Here is a 14,551-nt window from a genome sequence, read left to right on the forward strand (position 1 = left end):
GAAATTCGGAACTTAAATTTAAAGCAATTTTCGATAATTAAAAATTATAGTTTTCTTATTTTTATCACAAATTCCAATAAATGACCATTACGCAATTACAATACGTGCTCGCAGTTGCCGAACACAAAAATTTTACATTGGCCGCCGAGAAATGTTTCGTCACCCAGCCAACGCTGTCGATGCAGATACAAAAAGTAGAGGACGAACTGGGCGTTTTGATTTTCGACCGCAGCAAAAAGCCGATCCAACTTACGGATATCGGCCAGAAAATCGTCACGCAAGCCAAGAACATCGTCAATGAATCCACGCGCATCAAAGATATCGTCGACCAACAGAAAGGTTTTATCGGAGGCGAATTCCGCCTTGGGATCATACCGACGATCATGCCGACGCTGTTGCCGATGTTCCTCAATAACTTTATCAAGAAATATCCGAAAATTAAATTGGTGATCGAGGAGCTCAACACCGACGAAATCATCGCACGCCTAAAAAACGGCCATCTCGACGCCGCTATCGCCGCCACTCCGCTACAGGAGGAAAAACTGAAAGAAATCGTATTGTATTACGAACCATTCGTGGCTTACGTTCCGGAAGGTCATTCGGTATCGTCAAAATCAGAGCTGTTGATTACCGATCTGAATGTCGATGAAATATTGCTGCTTCAGGATGGTCACTGCTTCCGCGACGGCATATTAAACCTTTGCAAGCGGTCGGATATAAACGAGAACGGGCATTTCACGATCGCCAGCGGTAGTTTTGAAACGTTGATAAAGCTCGCCGACGAAGGACTCGGCACGACGCTTCTTCCCTATCTCCACACGCTCGATCTCAAAGAAGCCGACAAAAAGAAACTGCACCATTTCCAGGATCCGAAACCGTCGCGCGAGGTAAGTCTTATTTTCCCCAGGACGGAGCTGAAGATTCATATCATAGATGCGCTTCGTACGACGATTGCCGGAGTTGTAAAAGGCGCGATCGTGTTCCAGAATGTGGAAATCATCAGTCCGCTCCCGAATAAAAAATAGGCAAAAAAAAGAAGCCGATGTGGCTTCTCGTTCAATCGATGATGGTCAGGCAAGGCTTCAGTTCCGGCTTTTGTTTGGTAAAGTAATCCAACCAGCGTTTTAACATCTCGATTTCGTAAGGAAGCAGCACTTTAATGGCTTTCCTCAACTCCTTTACGAACAGTTTGGGATCAAAACTCACCCGCTCGAGCACATTTTTAGTGTAATCGTAAATCATTCGCGGCATAATGTAAGATTTAGGGTTTCTCTTTAAAACATTAAAACATTGAGGTAAAACTAAACATCTTCAAGTTTCCGACCAAGAAAAAGCACCAGAAAACATCGATTAAATGCCTTTTATATCGATAAAATACATAATTTATGAAATTAATTAAATAATTTTCTTACAAAAAATACAAGCAATTGAAATAAAAAAAGGAGCCGTTTAAGCTCCTTTTATTTTATTTGTTCACGTATATAAGACAGGGTTTCAGTTCGGGTTTGGCCGTGGTAAAATTCTCCAGCCATTCTTTTAATTGTTCCACCTCGTAAGGAAGAAGGACTTTTAAAGCTTTTTTCAGTTCCTTGGTGAACAGTGAAGGATCAAAACTGACTCTTTCCAGAATCTCTTTTGTGTAGGAAAACATGGTTCTCTTCATACTGCGATTGAACGTTAATTGAGGTAATTTGATTGTTGGTTCTCTCAAATGTAATCAAAAATTACATCGATTGAGTCGAGATGGAGTTGTTAATTAACAATAGAATTTACAACGGAATCCGCAAACACCTGACCTATAACGCGGCCATCGCATCAGATTCTTAAAAAAACCTTAAAATTTAGTAAGATGAATTTTCTGACTTTAACGCCCTGAACATCTCGCGCTTTCCCGGAGGTCCTGCCAATTTCCCGACCCGAAATCCGGATTCAGTCATGGCGCGTTTGATCGGGCTGCGTGCCGCATAGGTTACTAGTACGCCCTCCGACTTCAATGCTGCGAACATTTTGGCGAAAATGCTGGCGCTCCACAATTCTGGTTGAACCCGGTATCCGAAAGCGTCAAAATAAATTAGATCGTATTTGGAGACATCGTCGATCTCGTGAAAAAAGCGCTGCTGTTTGGTTAGCGTAAAAGTTGTGGAGACGGCGATTGGAGTTTCCCAGGCGCTTTCGTGTATTTTCTGAAATTCCGACCGATACGCTTCCGCCTGTAGCGACTCCACATAGTTGAGCTGCACGACTTCGGTTGCGGGAATCGGATACGCTTCCACGCCCGTGTAATCAATGGTTTGTTTGAAGCGCTGGGATTCCAAAAACGTGATAAACGCATTCAACCCAGTCCCGAACCCGATTTCTAAAATAGAAACAGGCCTTCCCTCAAAAAGAGAAAGCCCGTTTTTTATGAATACGTGGTACGCTTCCTGGATCGCGCCGTGCCTGGAATGATACGACTCGCCCCAATCCGGCAAGTGGATCGTAGTAGAACCATCGGCCGTGCGGATGATTTCGCGTTTCACTGTTTGATATACAATTTTTTAATCCTCGCGATCGGGCCTGCACATTTTACCTGATGGCATTGTATGCAAGCGTCCACGCCATCGTTGAAGTGCTTTTGCGCGTTCTTCGGGTCTTTGTAGATCAATTCCTGGGCCTTGATGAAGTCGGCGGCTTTTTCTTTGAAGAACGCATCGTTTTCAGACGGGTCGGTCATCGCCGCGCTGTGGATCTTTTGGAAATGGCTCGGAAATTCACCAATCGTTTCTCCATTCCTGATACGTTCCTTGAGCCTTTGGTTGTCGACATACATTTGCTCCATGAGCATCGCCATTTCAGACATTTCGTACATTTCGAACTTCTTGCCCGATGCCGAATCCTTGGCCACAACAGTAGTATCTGCAGTTGCCGTCGACTCAACTTTTTCCTTGGATTGGCATCCGAAAATAAGCAAGGCCGAAGCCAGTGCCGTCAAAAATCGCTTCATTGCGCTAAGAGGACGCCGTCCGCAAGGAAAGCATACGTGATTTGAGGTTCTTTGATTTTGTCTATTTCCTGTTGGGATTTGCCTCCGTCTTTCGCATAATGCTTGAGCTCGGCCACTGAAATCTCGTCAATGTACGCCTTACCGCTTACGATAGCCGTGGAATTGTCAGCGTTTAGTGGAACGAAAAATTCATAATCCTTGAATCTCACAAAAGCGTTTTTCTTTTGCGGAAGATCCATTTTCATCCAACATCCTTTTTTCTTGCAAACACTCGAAACCTTCGACTTGAACTTGATCTGGATCGTATCGCCTTTTTTGAGACCTTCATATTTCTTGAGCATGGCAGCATCGGAAAGCGCTTTGTCGGCCGTAATTTTCTTGCCGAAAGTCGCATATTTAGGCTCTTGCTGTTCCGTGGACAAAACTTTCGGAAAACGCGAATCGGCCGGCGCAGCTTCGAAATTGGCGGCGAGAAGCCTGGATTGTTTCGACGGGAAAAGCGCAACCGTGTCCTTTTTAATGGTATCGGCAGGAGTTTCGGCCGGTTGGTCCGGAGCAGGCTGGCTTTCTTGCTTGCATGATGCGAACGCGACCAAAGCCGCCGATAGGAACAATACTTTTTTCATATTACTAAGGAATTTTCGTTATCGTTTGCGGCAAAAATAATCAGTTTTTCCGACAAGCGGCTATAATTTAACCTGTTAATGTCCGATTGGGACGACAGCTGTGTTTTTCGGACAGAAGCCAGTCAGAAATATTTGGTGGCGCGTGCCTGGCAGCAAGGTTTTTTAGTATTTTAGCCCACGAGGACGCTATTGTCCGAACATTTACAAATTGCAAAACCAATCAATTGTAAGTCAATTACTTGGCCGCGTGATTTCCAAATACGATAATGGAATGAGTCCAAACACCGACGACGAAATCGATGTAGTAACCGCCGCTTCGTCCAAAATCGATACGGTAGATTTCGAGAATTTACTATTCGGGAATATTTTTTCCGACCACATGCTGAGTTGTGATTTCCGCAATGGCAAATGGGAAAAGCCCGAGATCAAACCCTATGAGCCGTTCCTGCTCGATCCTTCGGCCAAGGTATTCCATTACGGACAGGCCATTTTTGAAGGGATGAAAGCTTACAAACACGAAGACGACAACGTCTGGCTTTTTCGTCCGGACCAAAATTTCGATCGCTTCAACAAATCCGCTGTTCGATTGGCAATGCCGGAAATTACCGAAAAAATATTCATTGACGGCCTCAAACGCCTGCTCGACATCGAACGCAATTGGATCAAAAAAGGAAAAGGCAATACGCTTTACATCCGGCCTTTTATGATCGCCATCGGATCAGGCGTCGTAGCGGCACCATCGACCCAATACCGGTTCATGGTGATTCTTTCCCCTGCCAAGGCTTACTACTCGGGAGAAGTCAAGGTCATCATAGCCGATCATTACAGCCGTGCGGCAAATGGCGGGATCGGTGCGGCGAAAGCGGCGGGGAATTATTCCGCACAATTTTATCCTACTAAACTGGCCAACGAGAAAGGCTTCCAGCAAATCATCTGGACCGACGACGCTACGCACACAAAACTCGAAGAAGCCGGAACGATGAACGTCTTTTTCCGGATAAACGACACCCTCCTCACCGCTCCGACGAGCGAAAGGATTTTGGACGGCGTCACGCGAAAAAGCCTGATCGACATCGCAAAAAGTCTTGGCATTGACGTGGACGTACGCCCGGTTCTGGTATCGGAACTCGTCGAGGCGGCGCAAAATGGAAGCCTCAAGGAAGTATTTGGTGCCGGAACGGCCGCTGTGGTCAATCCAATCGTCGGATTCAGTTATGACGACCACTACCACGAATTGCCCAAAATGAGTAATTCTTATGCCTCACTACTTAAGGAAAAACTGACAGACATACAGCACGGGCTTTCCGCCGATGAGTTCGGATGGATGGTTAAGGTTTAAGGTTTAAGGTTTAAGGTTTAAGGTTTAAGGTTTAAGGTTTAAGGTTTAAGGTTTAAGGTTTAAGGTTTAAGGTTTAAGGTTTAAGGTTTAAGGTTTAAGGTTTAAGGTTTAAGGTTTAAGGTAAAATTCGTTTTTCGGGATTAATGATCGAGATTTTCAATTTTAAACTTTTAACAACTTTATACAATCCAAACTTCGAACTTCAAACAACCCAAACTTTAAACTTTAAACAATTTAAACTTCAAACAACCCAAACTTCGAACTTCAAACAACCCAAACTTTAAACTTTAAACTTTAAACAATTTAAACTTCAAACAACCCAAACTTCAAACTTCAAACAACCCAAACTTTAAACTTTAAACAATTTAAACTTCAAACAACCCAAACTTTAAACATTTCAACCCTTAAACTCCTCCGAAACCTGTCCCAGAATTTTAGAAAAATCGGGTTTGAAGTAGTTCGGGCCTTTCATGACCTTGCCGTCTTGGCGATAGATCGGCTTTCCGTCCTCACCTAATTTGCTCATGTTGCTGCGCTGGATTTCGTCGAACACTTCCTCGATCTTGTGTTGAAGACCGTGCTCGATGATCGTTCCGCAAAGGATGTACAACATGTCTCCCAACGCATCGGCAATTTCTACGATATCGTTGTTTTGCGCGGCTTCAAGGTATTCCTCGTTTTCTTCTTTCATCAGGTTGAAGCGCAACATATTTTTGTTTGAACCGAGATCTGCTTTGGGTTCGAAGGCATAGCCGAGGTCGAAGGAAGTGTGGAATTCCTTGACCGAATCGATTTGTTTCTGCATCGTAGACTAGTGTTTAATTCAATTGCAAAATAGCGACCCTAACAATCTGTTTGACTACCTTTGCACCAAATTTTTGCACAATGTTTTCAAACGGCCAACTCGTCTTTGCAGGTATTTTTTTAGTCTGTTTCATCATCGCCGCAATCTTTGTCTATAAGAAGGACGCCGCCTTGCACAAACGGGTTTACAAAGGAAGCTATTGGGTGCTCGTCGTTTTCCTGTCGTTCATAGCGGCTTTGTTCGCCATCAAATTTTATCTCAAAGGCTGATTTTCCGGATGTTTTTCCAATTCGTGGAATCGGTTTCATAACTTTAGGCCTCAAATTACCTGTTTGCCCCTATGCGGATACTGAAGTACATTTTCCTGCTCATCTTGCTTGCCTTCATAGGCGTGGCGGTTTTCGTCTCCACCCAAAAAAGTGAATACGACATTGTAACCACGCGCGTGATCAAGTCGCCGAGAGCCATCGTGTTCGGCTATGTAAACGACTTTCGCAACTGGGAAAATTTCAATGCGTTGACCAAAGAAGACGCATCGGCCAAATTCGTATATCCCGCCGTCACGGTCGGTAAAGGCGGGTCGGCTTCGTGGACGTCATCAGATGGAAAGGGAAAAATCACGACGCTTTTCGCAAAAGACAACGACAGCCTTTCCCAGAAAATGGTGTTCAACGACACCGAATCTCAAATTTCCTGGAAGTTCGAAGACGAAGGAAAAGCTACCAAAGTCACCTGGAGACGCAAAGGCAAAGTCGGATTTTGGTACAAAGTGCAGTCTGTGGCCAATGGCGGCCTCGACAGGCTTTTGCGCGCCATAAGTGAGCAGAGTCTGGCGGATCTCGACAAAACGCTGGTTTTCGAAATGACGACATATTCGATCACAGAGAACGGCATCGTCTATAAAAGCGGAACCAAATTTCTTAAGCAGACCATTCTCAGCACGATCGACAACGCTCCGAAAAACCGTCGGATCATGCTTTCTAAAATGCAGCATTTCTTCAGGAAAAATAAGCTGTCGGCAACAGGAAAGCCATTCGTGCTTTTCCATTCTTATGACGTCTCTAAAAAGCTAACCCGTTTCTCAGTGTGCATTCCCATAAAGGATGAAGTGCGGACGACACCGGAGAGCGATATTTCGTTCGGGGAATTCCGCACGATGCGATCTGTAAAAATCACGCTGAACGGCGATTACTCTCATTTGCCGGAAGCATGGGGAAGAGCAGACGGTTACCTCAATACCGCCAAACTCGAACGCGATCCTGAAATCAGGGCGATCGAAGTGCTTACCAAAAACATTGAGGATGTCAAAAGCCCTTCGAAATGGGTGACGCACCTTTACTTTCCTTTGAGGTCGGCGGCCGCCCCGGCTCCAAAGACTATCGTTCCGAGAGCGATCGCACCAAAGCCAAAGCCCGTCCAGAACGACCTGGATGAATTTTCCATCCAATAAAATTCGGGATTAAACCTTAGCAGGCAATCTCACTCTAACCAGCCCGTCACGCATCCGAAAGGGCGACGCGACGGAATAAATCGACGGTTTGGAAGAACAGGAGTTCATAAAGCGGTTGCTCGACCCGAAGACGCAAAATGAGGCGTTTCGGAAACTCATGCACGATTACAAAAGGCCGCTTTACGCCCACATCCGAAGCATCGTAATCGATCACGATGATGCCGACGACGTGCTCCAGAATACCTTCGTAAAAGTGTTTCAGTTCCTGTCCGGGTTTAAGGGCGATAGCAAATTGTTTTCCTGGATGTACAGGATCGCCACGAACGAAGCCATCACGTTCCTCAAACAAAAAGCGAGGAAAAGCGGAATTTCAAATGAGGCGCTTCAGTCGAAAATGGTTGACAATCTCGAATCCGACATTCATTACGATGGTAACGAAATGGAACTGAAACTGCAAAAAGCCGTCGCCTTGTTGCCGGAAAAGCAACGACTGGTTTTCAACATGAAGTATTTCCAGGAGATGAAATACGAGGCGATCTCGGACATCCTGGGCACTTCCGTCGGAGCTCTTAAGGCGTCTTATCACCACGCCGTACGCAAAATCGAGGATTATGTCAAGGCGAATTAAACTTTACGAACAATGAAAAGTCAAAGCGAAATGAACGATTTCAACCTAGGTAACAAGCCGAAGCTGGGCAGCGGTTTTTCGATTCCAGAGCATTATTTCGACGGTTTTGAAGATAAGGTCCTCAAGCAGGTCGCCGCGCGGGAAACCAAAGTGCTTCCGTTGTTCGTCCGTTATCGCAAAACGTTTTACGCCGCCGCCGCCATCTTGCTGCTATCGCTTCTGGTTCCGATTTACAATCTGGTCAGGCAGCCGTCGGAAAGTATTGACGATGCGGCTCTCGAGCAATATCTCGCTTACGAATCCGGAATCAACCAGCTCGACCTTATTTCGGCAATGGATGAATCCGATATTGAAAACATAACGGAACAATACGTGCTTCCCGTCCCGGACGAAGCGCTAGAGGAAGAAATCCTTGACAATGCCAACATCGAACACATCATAACTGAATGACAATGACAACCAAACATTTCCTCCTGCTATTGCTCGCTTTCGTTTCTCTTGGCGTTTTCGCTCAGGGCGGCGGGCTCAAACAAAAAAAAGAACAGATAAAAGCCCTGAAAGTAGCGTTCCTCACAGAAAAAGTGCAGCTCTCTACGGACGAGGCCGAAAAATTCTGGCCGATCTACAATGCCTTCGACGACAAGCAATTTGAGTTGAGGCGCGAAAAGATGGATGCGTTGCGCAATCGGCTCGATGAGGGCGAACTTGAAAAAATGTCAGACAAGGAAGCGTCGTCCGTCCTGGCGCAAATGGAAAATACAGAGTCCGAAATCTACCAACTCCGGAAAAAACTTGTCTCTGATTTACGCCCGATCATCGGATCGCTCAAAATCCTCAAGCTCAAAAAAGCCGAAGAAGATTTCAATAGGAAGCTGCTTCAACAATTCAAAAAGAAAAAAGATTGACCTGAGTCACACCAAAGGGAGCCTGAACGGGCTCCTTATTTTTTGAAACGGATGCGTACGACCTTTTCCTTGCCGGCCGCATAAGCGGTACTATCGTCCTTGAATCGAATCGTGAACAAGGAATAATCATTGTGCAACTGTTCCCAACTCTTGCCGCCGTCGTTGGAATAATGCAAACCTGAAGCCCCGACGGTCGCGATCGATCTTCCGCCGGACTTCGGGACATACTGTACGCAGGAGGCATAACCGAAGCCTTTGTTTTCTGATATGAGCGCCCAGGTCTTGCCGCCGTCGGAGGTAACGGCCTTGTTCTCCTGGTTGCGATTCGGGCGCTCGTAATCGCCTCCTGCAACGAATCCTGTTTTGGAATCGTAAAAGTCCGCGGTGAAGATTCCCGTCATCGATTTTCCGGAGATGATAGGCGTATCGTAAAGTTTCCAGGTTTTTCCTTTATCCGGTGAAAACAGCACGCGCGCCTTTCTTCCTCCGGTAACGATCCAGGTGTTGTTTCCCTTTACGACGATATTGGTATTCGATGCAGCGAACGCCGCTTCGCCTTCGCCTGTCCTGGGCAGCCTGGCACACGGAATCTTCGTCCAGGAGTTGCCGCCGTTCCGGGTTACCAGTACGCTGAGGCAGTCCTCTACCGGGTCGCCCATCGCGATTCCCTCCTTCTCGTTCCAGAATTTCATGCTGTCATAGAAGATTTTTTTGTTGTCATCCGTATGGACAGTTTGCGCCTTGCCGCTTATTTTGTCGACTTTTACCAGGAACGCGGGGCTTCCGGCGTTGAGCAGGAAGATACTTTTAGCAGTTTGGGCGATGCTTCGGAACTCAAGCGAATCAGGAGAAAATTGCCGTTCGAAATGTTTTTTGGAGACGACGTCGTAATAGCCATATCGCGACTTGTCGGCTCCATACCAAATTTTATTCCCGTCGATGAGGATGGCGCGGGACGAAAAGTTGCCCGCGAGTAAGGTGTCCACATCGACCTTTTTGTAATCATGGGATGTAGCGCGCCTCGTGGGCGAGGAAAACAAAGAGAAAATCAAAAGTAATGCTGTAAGATATTTCATGGCGTCCGGTCATAACTTGTCAACGAAAGTTAGGCAATTAAATCCGGATGAAAAAGGGTAAAATTCTTTTGGCACGGTGTTTGGAATTCCGCTCTCAAATTCAGAAACCAAATTCTCCGAATCATGAAAACCAAGACCATATACGCATTATTCAGCCTGTTCATAGCGACCGGGCTCTTCGCCCAAAACCGCACGACGGTAACGGCAACGAATTACGATGTGAGCGACAACCTTGACCTGAAGGCCGTCGCTTCCATTTTCGGGGCATCCCGAAACCTTGAGGATTTTGAGCAACGGCTCAACGATCCGGCCAACCAGATTTCCAACCTTGACCTTAACAACGATAACGAAGTCGATTACCTGCGTGTCATCGAAGTCAATCAGGACAACACGCGACTGGTGATCCTCCAGGCCGTTCTGGATCGTGAAGTCTACCAGGACGTCGCAACGATTGACGCGGAACGAAGTGCCAATGCGGTACAGGTTCAGGTTATCGGCGACCCTTACCTTTACGGCCCTAATTATATTTATGAGCCCGTCTATGTGACGCGCCCTGTATTCTTTGATTTCTGGTGGTCAGTCGGCTACCGGCCTTATGTATCGTCATGGTACTGGGGATATTACCCTAATTATTGGCAGGTATGGCATCCGATGCCGATCTATCGCTACCGCAACCACGTACACGTACATGTAAATGTCCACAACCATTACAATTACGTGAACGTCCGCCGAAGCCGCACAGCCGAGACGATTTATCGCGGAAGACGTGCCGATGCCTATGCGAGACAATATCCCGAGCGCTCGTTCAGCCAGCGACATGCAAACGTAGCCAACAGGCACGAATTGGATAAGACGCGCCGCCTCGATCGCGGGCGGAATGCCGAAGGAACCCGTACCACACGTGCTGCAAGAAATGAGGGAGGGCGCACTTCTACCCGCAATTCGGAAACTATCCGTACAAGGGACAACGTCAAAAACAGCGATACCCGGACCAAAAATTATCCGACTCGCGACAATCCAAGAACCGGTCGCGACAATAACAACACCGTGAGAAACGCGACACCTCGCACGAACGATGTCAAAACCCGTGAATCGGCAAACGAGAATGTTAGAGCCAAAACCAGTCGTCCCGAAGTACGAAATCGTACCGAGAGCATGCCCCGTACGACAGGGCGCGAGGATCAACCCAACCGCGCCCAGCGATCGGAGGTGCCAAGAGTTGAGCGTTCCGAACCACAACGAATCGAGCGCCAGCAAACTCCGAGGGTGGAAAGGCAATCAGCTCCCCGCGTAGAAAGGCAATCAGCTCCGAGAATGGAACGCCAATCGGCTCCGAGGATGGAGAGACAACAGGCGCCGCGCGTGGAGCGTCAGGCTGCCCCGCAAGTTCAACGACAAGCCGCTCCCCGATCTGATCAAGGCGGCGGAAACCGTGGCAACTCTGGCGGGGGACGCGGACGGGATTGATATCACGACCCTATATATTTCCCAAAGCATCACTTGACGTGGTGCTTTTTTTATGCGATAAAAATAAAGTGCGCACTTGGTTTTAATATACTTAATAATCATAACTTTGTGACCTTATTCTTAACGGAACATGAGTGCACAACATCACGGCCTCCACAATAAACTTACGTTTGCGGGCCTATTGATCACCCTCGGCATCATCTACGGTGACATCGGGACTTCCCCACTTTACGTAATGAAGGCCATAATTGGTGAGCACGCCATCAATAAGGATGTCGTCCTGGGCGGAATTTCCTGTATCTTCTGGACGCTGACCCTTCAAACAACCATCAAGTACGTACTCATTACGCTTAGTGCCGATAACCACGGCGAAGGTGGTACGTTCGCATTGTATGCGCTTGTCAAGCGGACGAAAGTCAAATGGCTTATCGTGCCGGCGGTCATAGGCGGTGCGGCTTTGCTTGCGGACGGCATGATCACGCCTCCGATTTCGGTATCGTCGGCCGTAGAAGGTGTCCGCACGTTTTATCCAGAGCTCAACACCGTTCCGATCGTAATTGCGATCCTGGTCATCCTGTTCACCATACAACAATTCGGGACGAAGCTCGTAGGGAAGTTTTTCTCTCCCATGATGCTCATTTGGTTTTTGATGCTCGGAACACTTGGCATCATCCAGGTTTTCGGACACATGGAGGTGCTCAAGGCGCTCAATCCGTATTACGGATATGAATTGCTCAAGATCCACCCGGAAGGTTTTTATGTCCTCGGATTCGTATTCCTTTGTACCACAGGAGCCGAAGCTCTTTATTCCGACATGGGGCACTGCGGTCGCAAAAACATCCGCGTCAGCTGGATTTTTGTCAAGACGATGCTGGTGCTCAACTATTTTGGCCAAGCTGCTTATCTGATACAACATGAAGGCCAGACATTGCAAGGTCTTGGAGGCGATTTCGGAAACCCGTTCTACCTCATGATGCCGGATTGGTTCAAGCCTTTCGGAATCGTGATTGCGACTTTGGCCGCCGTTATCGCTTCCCAGGCGATGATCTCAGGGTCGTTTACGTTGATCAACGAGGCGATGCGACTTAGTTTCTGGCCAAAAGTGAAGATCAAGTATCCGAGTGAAATTAAAGGGCAGCTTTACATTCCATCGATAAATTGGCTGTTGCTCGCCGGATGTATAGGTGTCGTGCTCCATTTCAAGGAATCCAAGCACATGGAGGCCGCATATGGATTGGCGATCGTATTGTGTATGATCATGACCACGATATTACTCAACTATTTCATGATCATGAAGCGCTTGCCGTGGTACGTATTTTCTCCTATCATCACGATTTATTTGCTTATCGAAGGCTCGTTCCTGATGGCCAACCTTGACAAATTCCCACACGGTGGCTACGTTTCGCTGTTCATTACCTGCGTGCTCATCGGCGTGATGGCGACCTGGTACAAGGCCAAGCGCATTTCCAAGAATTACACGAAGTTCGTCAAGATTGAGGATTACAAAAAAGTACTCGCCGAGCTTAGCGTCGACCTTTCCATACCGAAATATGCGACGCATCTTGTCTATATGACCAATGCCAACCGCACTGACGAAATCGAGGAAAAGGTCATGATTTCGATCCTGCAGAAGCGTCCGAAACGGGCCGACATCTATTGGTTCGTTCACGTCAATATCTTAAATGAGCCTTACAAACGCGAATACAAGGTGACCGAGATCATCCGGGACGATTTGTTCCGCATCGATTTCAACCTTGGTTTCCGCGAACCGACGCGTATCTCGATGATGTTCAAGGAAGTGCTGAAGGACATGGTGCAAAAGGGCGAAGTGGACGTCACGAGCCGTTACGAGTCGTTGAACCGCAACAACATCGTGGGCGATTTCAAGTTTGTCCTTTCGGAAAAATTCCTCTCCAACGAAAGCGATCTCGGGTTTGACGAAAAAGTCATCATGAACACGTATTTTACGATGAAGAAATTCAGCTTGTCCGAGGAGAAAGCGTTCGGCCTCGACAGCAGTTCGGTAAAGGTGGAAAAGTTTCCGCTATTGCTGCATCCGCCGGAAAAGATGGAATTGACGCGCGTTTATCGCAACAAAGAGTAGTTATTTCCTGATGATTTTCCCCGATTGTCTCGAAGCGTTGGCCGATATGCGATAGAAGTAGATGCCACGGGCCAAAAACTCGAGATTAAGTCGGTCTGCATTTGCGATGGACCGCGACATTAGTTTGCGTCCCGAAGAATCGAACAATTCCAAAAAGCCGTTCCCTTGCATGCTAATCGTCACGATGTCCGAGAATGGATTCGGTGACAGCCGTGTTTTCGTTCCCGCTGCCCCGGATACGGAAAGTGACTCACATTGTTCGCAATTCCGTTCAAAGGCTATGTCTTCGTCCGAAGTCAGCAAGTCGTTGAAGGACGCGCCCGCTTCACAATCCTCGCGTAAATTCGCCTTAAGCCACGGAACCAAATAGTTTTCGATAGACTGATGCTGCTCGCTCCTGGAAATGTCCGGCCCGGGTGAACAGGTCGCTTCCCCTAACTGGCATAAAAAATTGAAAGCCGCCATCTGGCAGTGGCTCGCGCCAAGAATACTGATGTACGTTTTGCAATTGCCCGAAAGGGCGTCATACATCGGCAACTGGTTGGCAGGCGGAGGCGTCACGCAGTCGTTTGCACCAGCAATAATAAGCGCAGGAACGTTTATCGAAGCAGCTGCCCCTATAGCAGAAGGATTCGTCTCGGCCGGAGCTAAAACAGCCAAGGCCGTAATCGCCGGGTTTTGCTGCATCCCGAGAAAGGCCGCTCCCCCACCCATGCTATGTCCCATAAGGGCGCTCGACGGCGAGAGATGCCCGAAAAAAAGAGAGGCATCGTCGCCATTCAGGGCCTGCATTTGGGAGACGCAAAATGCGAGGTCCTTTCCAAATTCGAGATGGGACGGGCTCAAGCCGCCCTCCGTTTTGGGGAACACCATGACAAAACCATGAGGCACCAACATTTCCCTTATGTTCTCATAGGCGTCGTATCCCATGACGAATCCGTGGCCGAAGACAAGCGTCGGAAACAAGGCATCTTCGGAAATGGGCACATTATCGCCAGCCTGTCCGGCAGGATAGTAGATCTCCACGGCAATGTTCCGGTTATTGCGAGAGGCGTCCACGAACGTGGTAGCAACGTGTCCGATTGCGTAATTTTGCGTCCATCCGACAATAGAACAGAACAATAGCCCCAAAAAGTAGTGTTTCGTTTTCATAACTTGCTATTTTTGT

17 protein-coding genes are annotated in these 14,551 nt (G+C 47.5%); 9 read left to right on the forward strand and 8 right to left on the reverse strand.

Going from position 1 to position 14,551, the window contains the following annotated elements:
• Nucleotides 1-80: 80 nt before the first annotated feature.
• On the forward strand, nt 81-1,025 hold the full coding sequence (locus tag HC229_RS02760; protein ID WP_191018904.1) for a LysR substrate-binding domain-containing protein: 945 nt from the start codon (nt 81-83) through the stop codon (nt 1,023-1,025).
• Nucleotides 1,026-1,056: 31 nt separating this feature from the next.
• Here HC229_RS02760 and HC229_RS02765 read toward each other — a convergent pair whose 3' ends face one another.
• From HC229_RS02765 to HC229_RS02785, 5 genes are all read right to left on the reverse strand, one after another.
• Nucleotides 1,057-1,251, reverse strand: a complete 195-nt coding sequence (locus tag HC229_RS02765; RefSeq protein ID WP_191018905.1) for a hypothetical protein — start codon at nt 1,249-1,251, stop codon at nt 1,057-1,059.
• A 214-nt stretch (nt 1,252-1,465) separates the two neighbouring features.
• Entirely contained in the window at nt 1,466-1,663 is a 198-nt protein-coding gene (locus HC229_RS02770; RefSeq protein ID WP_191018906.1) for a hypothetical protein, read from the reverse strand.
• 178 nt (nt 1,664-1,841) lie between these two features.
• Nucleotides 1,842-2,519, reverse strand: coding sequence for a tRNA (5-methylaminomethyl-2-thiouridine)(34)-methyltransferase MnmD (gene mnmD, locus HC229_RS02775; protein WP_191018907.1), 678 nt, complete (start codon nt 2,517-2,519; stop codon nt 1,842-1,844).
• Complete coding sequence (locus HC229_RS02780) at nt 2,516-2,983, reverse strand: hypothetical protein (RefSeq protein WP_223845498.1); 468 nt, start codon at nt 2,981-2,983, stop codon at nt 2,516-2,518. The genes mnmD and HC229_RS02780 overlap by 4 nt, the downstream gene beginning before the upstream one ends.
• Entirely contained in the window at nt 2,980-3,609 is a 630-nt protein-coding gene (locus HC229_RS02785; protein WP_191018908.1) for a DUF4920 domain-containing protein, read from the reverse strand. The genes HC229_RS02780 and HC229_RS02785 overlap by 4 nt, the downstream gene beginning before the upstream one ends.
• 271 nt (nt 3,610-3,880) lie before the next feature.
• On the opposite strand from HC229_RS02785, the gene HC229_RS02790 reads away from it, so the two are divergent.
• Nucleotides 3,881-4,948, forward strand: coding sequence for a branched-chain amino acid aminotransferase (locus HC229_RS02790; protein ID WP_191018909.1), 1,068 nt, complete (start codon nt 3,881-3,883; stop codon nt 4,946-4,948).
• Between the two features lie 397 nt (nt 4,949-5,345).
• Here HC229_RS02790 and HC229_RS02795 read toward each other — a convergent pair whose 3' ends face one another.
• Entirely contained in the window at nt 5,346-5,753 is a 408-nt protein-coding gene (locus tag HC229_RS02795; RefSeq protein WP_191018910.1) for a pyrophosphohydrolase domain-containing protein, read from the reverse strand.
• Nucleotides 5,754-5,833: 80 nt separating this feature from the next.
• Here HC229_RS02795 and HC229_RS02800 point away from each other — a divergent pair, with 80 nt between their 5' ends.
• The 5 genes from HC229_RS02800 to HC229_RS02820 all read left to right on the forward strand — a co-directional run bounded on the left by HC229_RS02800 (nt 5,834) and on the right by HC229_RS02820 (nt 8,736).
• Nucleotides 5,834-6,022, forward strand: coding sequence for a hypothetical protein (locus HC229_RS02800; RefSeq protein WP_191018911.1), 189 nt, complete (start codon nt 5,834-5,836; stop codon nt 6,020-6,022).
• Nucleotides 6,023-6,093: 71 nt separating this feature from the next.
• Nucleotides 6,094-7,203 (forward strand): SRPBCC family protein, encoded by a 1,110-nt coding sequence (locus HC229_RS02805; protein WP_191018912.1) that lies wholly within the window; start codon nt 6,094-6,096, stop codon nt 7,201-7,203.
• A gap of 88 nt (nt 7,204-7,291) precedes the next feature.
• On the forward strand, nt 7,292-7,831 hold the full coding sequence (locus HC229_RS02810) for an RNA polymerase sigma factor (RefSeq protein WP_223845499.1): 540 nt from the start codon (nt 7,292-7,294) through the stop codon (nt 7,829-7,831).
• A 12-nt stretch (nt 7,832-7,843) separates the two neighbouring features.
• Nucleotides 7,844-8,281 carry a hypothetical protein gene (locus HC229_RS02815; protein ID WP_191018913.1) on the forward strand — a complete coding sequence of 146 codons (438 nt, stop codon included), beginning with the start codon at nt 7,844-7,846 and terminating at the stop codon, nt 8,279-8,281.
• Nucleotides 8,282-8,283: 2 nt separating this feature from the next.
• Nucleotides 8,284-8,736, forward strand: coding sequence for a sensor of ECF-type sigma factor (locus HC229_RS02820; RefSeq protein WP_191018914.1), 453 nt, complete (start codon nt 8,284-8,286; stop codon nt 8,734-8,736).
• Between the two features lie 35 nt (nt 8,737-8,771).
• Here HC229_RS02820 and HC229_RS02825 read toward each other — a convergent pair whose 3' ends face one another.
• Entirely contained in the window at nt 8,772-9,722 is a 951-nt protein-coding gene (locus HC229_RS02825) for a sialidase family protein (RefSeq protein ID WP_332871623.1), read from the reverse strand.
• 213 nt (nt 9,723-9,935) lie between these two features.
• Here HC229_RS02825 and HC229_RS02830 point away from each other — a divergent pair, with 213 nt between their 5' ends.
• Both HC229_RS02830 and HC229_RS02835 read left to right on the forward strand, forming a co-directional pair.
• On the forward strand, nt 9,936-11,279 hold the full coding sequence (locus HC229_RS02830; RefSeq protein ID WP_191018916.1) for a hypothetical protein: 1,344 nt from the start codon (nt 9,936-9,938) through the stop codon (nt 11,277-11,279).
• Between the two features lie 130 nt (nt 11,280-11,409).
• Nucleotides 11,410-13,383 carry a KUP/HAK/KT family potassium transporter gene (locus HC229_RS02835; RefSeq protein WP_191018917.1) on the forward strand — a complete coding sequence of 658 codons (1,974 nt, stop codon included), beginning with the start codon at nt 11,410-11,412 and terminating at the stop codon, nt 13,381-13,383.
• Here HC229_RS02835 and HC229_RS02840 read toward each other — a convergent pair whose 3' ends face one another.
• On the reverse strand, nt 13,384-14,535 hold the full coding sequence (locus HC229_RS02840) for a poly(ethylene terephthalate) hydrolase family protein (protein WP_191018918.1): 1,152 nt from the start codon (nt 14,533-14,535) through the stop codon (nt 13,384-13,386).
• Nucleotides 14,536-14,551 lie beyond the last annotated feature (16 nt).

Origin of the sequence: Flavobacterium selenitireducens (genome assembly GCF_014748335.1) — a bacterium.
Lineage (GTDB): Bacteria > Bacteroidota > Bacteroidia > Flavobacteriales > Flavobacteriaceae > Flavobacterium > Flavobacterium selenitireducens.

Excerpts from the sequence above, each read along its gene's own strand:
- HC229_RS02760 (WP_191018904.1), top strand. The coding sequence starts at position 81 with ATGACCATTACGCAATTACAATACGTGCTCGCAGTTGCCGAACACAAA.
- HC229_RS02765 (WP_191018905.1), bottom strand. The coding sequence starts at position 1,251 with ATGCCGCGAATGATTTACGATTACACTAAAAATGTGCTCGAGCGGGTG.
- HC229_RS02770 (WP_191018906.1), bottom strand. The coding sequence starts at position 1,663 with ATGAAGAGAACCATGTTTTCCTACACAAAAGAGATTCTGGAAAGAGTC.
- HC229_RS02780 (WP_223845498.1), bottom strand. The coding sequence starts at position 2,983 with ATGAAGCGATTTTTGACGGCACTGGCTTCGGCCTTGCTTATTTTCGGA.
- HC229_RS02785 (WP_191018908.1), bottom strand. The coding sequence starts at position 3,609 with ATGAAAAAAGTATTGTTCCTATCGGCGGCTTTGGTCGCGTTCGCATCA.
- HC229_RS02790 (WP_191018909.1), top strand. The coding sequence starts at position 3,881 with ATGAGTCCAAACACCGACGACGAAATCGATGTAGTAACCGCCGCTTCG.
- HC229_RS02795 (WP_191018910.1), bottom strand. The coding sequence starts at position 5,753 with ATGCAGAAACAAATCGATTCGGTCAAGGAATTCCACACTTCCTTCGAC.
- HC229_RS02800 (WP_191018911.1), top strand. The coding sequence starts at position 5,834 with ATGTTTTCAAACGGCCAACTCGTCTTTGCAGGTATTTTTTTAGTCTGT.
- HC229_RS02805 (WP_191018912.1), top strand. The coding sequence starts at position 6,094 with ATGCGGATACTGAAGTACATTTTCCTGCTCATCTTGCTTGCCTTCATA.
- HC229_RS02815 (WP_191018913.1), top strand. The coding sequence starts at position 7,844 with ATGAAAAGTCAAAGCGAAATGAACGATTTCAACCTAGGTAACAAGCCG.
- HC229_RS02820 (WP_191018914.1), top strand. The coding sequence starts at position 8,284 with ATGACAACCAAACATTTCCTCCTGCTATTGCTCGCTTTCGTTTCTCTT.
- HC229_RS02830 (WP_191018916.1), top strand. The coding sequence starts at position 9,936 with ATGAAAACCAAGACCATATACGCATTATTCAGCCTGTTCATAGCGACC.
- HC229_RS02835 (WP_191018917.1), top strand. The coding sequence starts at position 11,410 with ATGAGTGCACAACATCACGGCCTCCACAATAAACTTACGTTTGCGGGC.
- HC229_RS02840 (WP_191018918.1), bottom strand. The coding sequence starts at position 14,535 with ATGAAAACGAAACACTACTTTTTGGGGCTATTGTTCTGTTCTATTGTC.